Here is a 6145-nt window from a genome sequence, read left to right as displayed (position 1 = left end):
CGGCCCGGCCCCGCTCCACCGGGGCCGGGCCGCCGGCGTGTCCGGGCCCGGACGCGAAGGGGCTCGGGGCCGGGCCGGCGGGGGTCAGTCCGCCGGCGGGAGCTCGCCCGAGCCGCGCGGGACGAGGCGCGTGGGGAGTTCGATGCGGGTCGGGGGGAGGTTCGTGCCCGACAGCCGTTGGAAGAGGCGGTCCGTGGCCACCCGGCCCAGTGCCGCCGGATCCTGGGCGACCACCGTGACGCCCGGCCGCAGCAGGTCCGCCAGCTCGAAGTCGTCGAAGCCCACCAGGGCCACGGGGCGTTGCAGGGAGGCCAGGACGCGCACCACGGTGACCGTCACCCGGTTGTTGCCGGCGAAGACGGCGGTCACCGGCTCCCGGCCCGCCAGCATCGACCGCGCGGCCGCCGCGACCCGCCCGGGCTCCGTCGAGCCCAGCGAGACCCAGGATTCGGCCACGGCAAGGCCCGCCTCCGCCATGGCCGCGCGGTAGCCGCGCAGGCGTTCCGTCGCCGTGTGGATGCGGGGGTGGTCCCCGATGAAGCCGACCCTGCGGTGGCCGCCCGCGACGAGGTGCGCGACACCGCCGCGGGCCCCGCCGTAGTTGTCCGACAGCACCACGTCGGCGTCGATCCCGCCGGCCGGCCGGTCCACGAACACCGTGGCCACGCCCGCCCGCATCTCCGGCTCCAGATAGCGGTGGTCGTTCCCGGCCGGAATCACGATCAGGCCGTCCACCCGGCGGGCGCACAGCGCGAGCGCCAACTCCCGCTCCCGGTCCGGGTCCTGCGCGCTGGAGCCGTTGATGAGCAGCGCGCCGTGCGCACGGGCCACCTCCTCCACCGCCCGGTTCAGCGGACCGTAGAAGGGGTCGGCGAGGTCCTCCAGGACCAGGCCGACGGTGGCGGTGCGGCCCTTGCGCAGCACCCGCGCACTGTCGTTGCGGCGGAAGCCCAGCGCCTCGATGGCCTCCTGGACCCGCTTCTCCGTCTCGGGGGTGACCCCCGGCTCGCCGTTGACCACCCGGGACACCGTCTTCAGGCCGACCCCCGCCCGGGCCGCCACGTCCTTCATGGTCGGCCGGTTGCCGTAGCGGGGGCCGGACGGGCGGTGGTTGTGGGGCACGGTCGTGGATCCTCCCTCGTACTCGGGCGAGCGTGCGGGCTCGTGACCTTGAGGATAAGCACTCGGCCGATAGTGAGGTTTTCGTGGCAGGGTGGGGCGGGCAGGCCACTGGGGGCTCCGGACGAGCCATGGGGAGAGGGGTAGACGTGATTGTCTGGATCAACGGCACGTTCAGCGCCGGGAAGACCAGCACGGCCCGTGAACTGACCGCGATCCTCCCGGACAGCACCCTGTTCGACCCGGAGTTCGTCGGCGACGCGCTGCGGGTGCTGCTGCCGCCCAAACGGCTGGCCGAGGTCACCGACTACCAGGACCTGCCGAGCTGGCGGCGGCTGGTCGTGGACACGGCCGCGGCGGTGCTCGCCGAGGCGGGCGGGATGCTCGTCGTCCCGATGACCTTGCTGCGCCAGGAGTACCGGGACGAGATCTTCGGCGGGCTGGCGGCCCGCCGGATACCGGTGCGGCACGTGCTGCTCGCTCCTGCTGAAACGATCCTTCGGGAGCGGATCGCGACCCGCACGGAGCCCGGGGCGCCCGAGGACGTCGACCTACGGGTCCGGCAGTGGGCCTACGACCACATCCCCGCCTACCAGGAGGCCCTCGGCTGGCTCAGCGGCGACGCCCACGTCATCGACAACGGGCTCCTGACCGTACGGGAGACCGCCGAGCGGATCGCCGAAGCCGTCCGCTCGGACACCGCCCGGGTCTGCGACATCGTGCAGACCCCGGAGCCCACACGGGAGACGGTGGCGGCCGGGGTGCTGCTCTTCGACGAGCAGGACCGGGTGCTGCTGGTGGATCCGACGTACAAGGCGGGCTGGGAGTTCCCGGGAGGCGTCGTCGAAGCGGGCGAGGCCCCCGCCCGCGCCGGCGTACGGGAGGTCGCGGAGGAACTGGGCCTCGTACTGGACGAGACGCCCGGGCTGCTCGTGGTCGACTGGGAGCGTCCGCAGCACCCCGGCTACGGCGGGCTGCGCCTGCTCTTCGACGGCGGCCGCCTGTCCGCAGAAGCGGCCGCGCGCCTGCGGCTGCCCGGCCCCGAGCTGCGGGCCTGGCGCTTCGTGACCGAGGCCGAGGCCGCCGAGCTGCTGCCGCAGCACCGGTACGAACGCCTGTGCTGGGCCCTGCGCGCCCGCGAACGCGCCCGCCCCCTCTACCTGGAGGCGGGCGTCCCCACCGGCTGAGGCGACCCCCGTTTCCGGGCTCGGCTCACTCGCCCACGGGGTCAGGCGGGCGTTTCGGCGGCGGCTTTCGCCAGGGCGGGGGCGGTGTCCGCCGTCAGGGGGTCGCCGTGCCCGAAGCAGGCGAGGGACGGCGCGAGTCCGGCCAGCCGCCGCATGGACTCGACCGCCCGGCCCCGGTCGACGTTGAAGACGCCCAGCATCAGCGGGCCGACGGCGGCGACGCAGTCCCCCGTGAACAGCACGCCGTGCTGCGGTAGATGGACGGCGATGCTGCCGTCCGTGTGGCCCGGCGCGTGGACGACGTACGCCCCGTCACCGAAGCCGAGCGCGTCCCCGTCCGCCAGCTCTCGGTCGACCCGGGTGGGCGGGGCCTCGGGGACGGTCAGGCCGTGCGCGTACAGCGGGAGCTCCCAGTCCAGGAGCGCAGGTTCGGGAACGGGCCGCTCGCCCCGGACCACCGGCGCGTCCAGCCGGTGCGCGAGCACCGCTGCCCCCAGCGGGCGGCGAGTTCACCGGCCGCGCCCACGTGGTCGCGGTGGCAGTGCGTGAGGACGATCCGCTCCAGCCGCTCGGGCGGCAGCCCGAGGGAACGTATCGCGCCTTCGATCTCCGCGGCGGATTCGGCGCTGCCCGCGTCGACGAGGGTGAGCGCTTCGCCGTCCTGCCAGAGGTAGGCCTGGCCGACGGGGAAGCGGAGCATGTGGAGCCGGTTCGGGAGCACTTCGACAAGGTCCATACGGTGAACGTACGGACGGCCCGCCGCCCCGGGCGCGTGACTTCACCGTGAGCGCACTGCGCCCAGGGCGCACTGCGCCCTGGGCGTAACGGACTGGTCGGCGCCGGCTGGGATCAGGCGGCCTTGGACGCCGCGTAGTTGACGAGGAACAGGGCTTCGGCCACCGACAGCCGCTCCAGCTCCTCCGGCGAGACGCTCTCGTTGACCGCGTGGATCTGCGCCTCCGGCTCGCTCAGGCCGATCAGCAGCATCTCCGCCTGCGGGTACAGCGACGTCAGCGTGTTGCACAGCGGGATCGACCCGCCCATTCCGGTGATCTGCATCTCCTGGCCCGGGTAGGCGGCCTCCAGGGCCGTGCGCATCGACGCGTACGCGGGGCTGTCGGTGTCCGCCCGGAACGGCTGGCCCTGCCCGACGAGCTCCAGTTCCAGGCGCGCCTTCCACGGCGTGTGCGCCTCCAGGTGGGCCTGGAGCAGCTTGACGGCCTCGGTGGTGTCCACGCCCGGCGGCACGCGCAGGCTGATCAGCGCGCCCGCACTCGCGTGCACCGACGGCGTCGCGCCGACCACCGGCGGGCAGTCGATACCGAGCACGGTGACGGCCGGACGCGCCCACAGCCGGTCGGCGATCGTGCCCGCGCCGATCAGCTCGACCCCGTCCAGGACCTTCGCGTCGGAGCGGAAGTCCGCCTCCGGGTACTGCAGGCCCTCCCACACCGCGTCCGCGGCGAGCCCGTCCACGGTCGTCGAACCGTCCGCGGCACGCAGCGAGTCCAGTACGCGGATCAGCGCGGCCAGCGCGTCGGGCGCGGCCCCGCCGAACACGCCGGAGTGCAGGTTGCCGCCCAGCGTGTCGATCTTCAGCTTCAGCAGGCACATGCCGCGCAGGGTGGCGGTCACGGTCGGCAGGCCGAGACGGAAGTTCCCGGCGTCGCCGATGACGATGGTGTCGGCGGCCAGCAGCTCCGGGTGCGCCTCCGCGTAACTCTGGAGCCCGCCCGTGCCCTGCTCCTCCGAGCCCTCGACGATGACCTTCACGCTCACCGGGACACCGCCGTTGGCCTTCAGCGCGCGCAGCGCCAGCAGGTGCATGATGAAGCCGCCCTTGCAGTCGGCCGCACCGCGCCCGTACCAGCGGCCGTCGCGCTCGGTCAGCTCGAAGGCCGGGGAGATCCAGGCGTCGTCGTCCAGCGGCGGCTGCACGTCGTAGTGCGCGTAGAGCAGGACGGTCGGCGCACCGTCGGGGCCGGGCAGGAAGCCGTACACCGACTGGGTGCCGTCCGGGGTGTCGAGCAGTGCCACGTCCTGGAAGCCCTCGGCGCGCAGGGCGTCGGCCACCCAGTTCGCCGCGGCCTCGCTCTCGCTCTTCGGGAACTGCGCCCAGTCCGCCACCGACTGGAAGGCCACCAGCTCGCTCAGCTCCTGCTTGGCGCGGGGCATCAGCGAGGCGACGGTCTCGGCGATCGGATTCTGGGACATGGGCACGCTCCTTTTGGGTGCGACGTTGTATCCGTGTACGCGTCCCGCGCATGTGCGGGGCGTGCGTATGCCGGGTACGGCAGAAGACAGTCTTGATCCTCGCACAGCGAGGGTGGGGTGGTGTCTCGCCGTAGGATTTCCCCGGCAGCGGAGCAACCGGGTGATCAGGAGCAGCAACACATCGTGAGCAGCGACGACGACGTACGCGACGCAGGTGCGGATGCAGGCGCAGGCATGGGTGCCGACGCAGACGCAGGCATGGGTGCTGACGCAGGCGCGGGCACGGGCGCGGCCCCGGCCGAGCAGGGGGCGGGCGACGAGGTGGCCGGGGGAGCCGGCGAAGTGTGGGACGTGGTCGTGGTCGGAGCCGGGCCGGCCGGGTCCTCGGCCGCGTACGCGGCGGCCACGGCGGGGCGACGCGTCCTGCTGCTGGAGAAGGCCGAACTGCCCCGCTACAAAACCTGCGGCGGCGGCATCATCGGCCCCTCGCGCGACGCGCTGCCGCCGGGCTTCGTCCTGCCTCTCAAGGACCGCATCCATGCGGTCACCTTCTCGATGAACGGCAAGCTGACCCGCACCCGGCGCTCGAAGCACATGCTGTTCGGGCTCATCAACCGGCCCGAGTTCGACGCCGGCCTGGTCGCGGAGGCGGAGAAGGCCGGTGCCACCGTCCGTACGGGCACCGCCGTGAGCCGCGTGGAGCAGCACGGGGCGGCCGTGCCCGACCGGCGGACCGTCGCCGTGGTGCTGGCCGACGGGGAGACCGTCCTGGCGCGCGCGGTGGTCGGCGCGGACGGCAGCGCGAGCCGGATCGGCGCGCACGTGGGTGTCGAGATGGACCAGGTGGACCTCGGCCTGGAGGCGGAGATCCCCGTCCCCGCGACGGTGGCGGAGGACTGGAAGGGGCGGGTGCTGATCGACTGGGGTCCGCTGCCCGGCAGTTACGGCTGGGTCTTCCCCAAGGGCGACACGCTCACCGTCGGGGTGATCTCGGCGAAGGGCGAGGGAGCCGCGACCAAGCGGTACCTGGACGACTTCATCGCCCGGCTCGGACTCGCCGGCTTCGAACCGGCCGTCTCCTCCGGGCACCTGACGCGGTGCCGCAAGCCCGATTCGCCGCTCTCCCGGGGCCGGGTGCTGGTCGCGGGTGACGCGGCCGGACTGCTGGAGCCGTGGACGCGTGAGGGCATCTCCTTCGCGCTGCGCTCGGGGCGCCTCGCGGGGGAGTGGGCGGTGAAGATCGCCGAAGCGCAGGACGCGGTGGACGCGCGCCGCCAGGCCCTCAACTACGCCTTCGCGGTGAAGGCGGGGCTGGGTGTGGAGATGGGCGTCGGCAAGCGGATGCTGACCGTCTTCGAGGCCCGGCCGGGGCTGCTGCACGCGGCGATCACCGGCTTCCGTCCGGCCTGGCGGGCCTTCGCGCGCATCACGCGGGGCGCGACGACGCTGGCCGACATGGTGCGTACGTATCCGCTGGCGCGCAAGGCGCTGCACGTGCTGGACGCGCGGCAGCAGGCGGCGGCAGCCCGCAACGGCGACGGGGCGTAGGCCCGGCCGCCGCGGCGCCGCCCCGCGGCCCCCCGGCCCCCCGGCCCTCAGGGACGGGGGGCCGCCACGGTGGCGGG

At 73.9% G+C, this 6145-nt stretch carries 4 protein-coding genes and 1 pseudogene; 2 read left to right on the top strand and 3 right to left on the bottom strand.

The features are described 5' to 3' along the window. Positions 1–84: 84 nt before the first annotated feature. Positions 85–1071 carry a LacI family DNA-binding transcriptional regulator gene (locus AVW11_RS35080; RefSeq protein ID WP_225885088.1) on the bottom strand — a complete coding sequence of 329 codons (987 nt, stop codon included), beginning with the start codon at positions 1069–1071 and terminating at the stop codon, positions 85–87. 197 nt (positions 1072–1268) lie between these two features. Between AVW11_RS35080 and AVW11_RS35075 the strand changes: the two genes are divergently transcribed. Next, positions 1269–2306, top strand: a complete 1038-nt coding sequence (locus AVW11_RS35075; RefSeq protein ID WP_076047045.1) for an NUDIX hydrolase — start codon at positions 1269–1271, stop codon at positions 2304–2306. 41 nt (positions 2307–2347) lie between these two features. Here the strand turns inward: AVW11_RS35075 and AVW11_RS35070 are convergent. Continuing rightward, a pseudogene (locus AVW11_RS35070) lies at positions 2348–3042 on the bottom strand (MBL fold metallo-hydrolase). A 113-nt stretch (positions 3043–3155) separates the two neighbouring features. Beyond that, on the bottom strand, positions 3156–4520 hold the full coding sequence (locus tag AVW11_RS35065; protein ID WP_060180337.1) for a dipeptidase: 1365 nt from the start codon (positions 4518–4520) through the stop codon (positions 3156–3158). Between the two features lie 183 nt (positions 4521–4703). Between AVW11_RS35065 and AVW11_RS35060 the strand changes: the two genes are divergently transcribed. After that, positions 4704–6068 carry a geranylgeranyl reductase family protein gene (locus AVW11_RS35060; RefSeq protein ID WP_420856425.1) on the top strand — a complete coding sequence of 455 codons (1365 nt, stop codon included), beginning with the start codon at positions 4704–4706 and terminating at the stop codon, positions 6066–6068. Positions 6069–6145: the final 77 nt, after the last annotated feature.

This window comes from Streptomyces amritsarensis, assembly GCF_001953875.1.
GTDB classification, from domain to species: domain Bacteria; phylum Actinomycetota; class Actinomycetes; order Streptomycetales; family Streptomycetaceae; genus Streptomyces; species Streptomyces amritsarensis.
The sequence above is the reverse complement of the archived record's forward strand: the minus strand, read 5'-3'. Positions and strand labels throughout refer to the sequence as shown.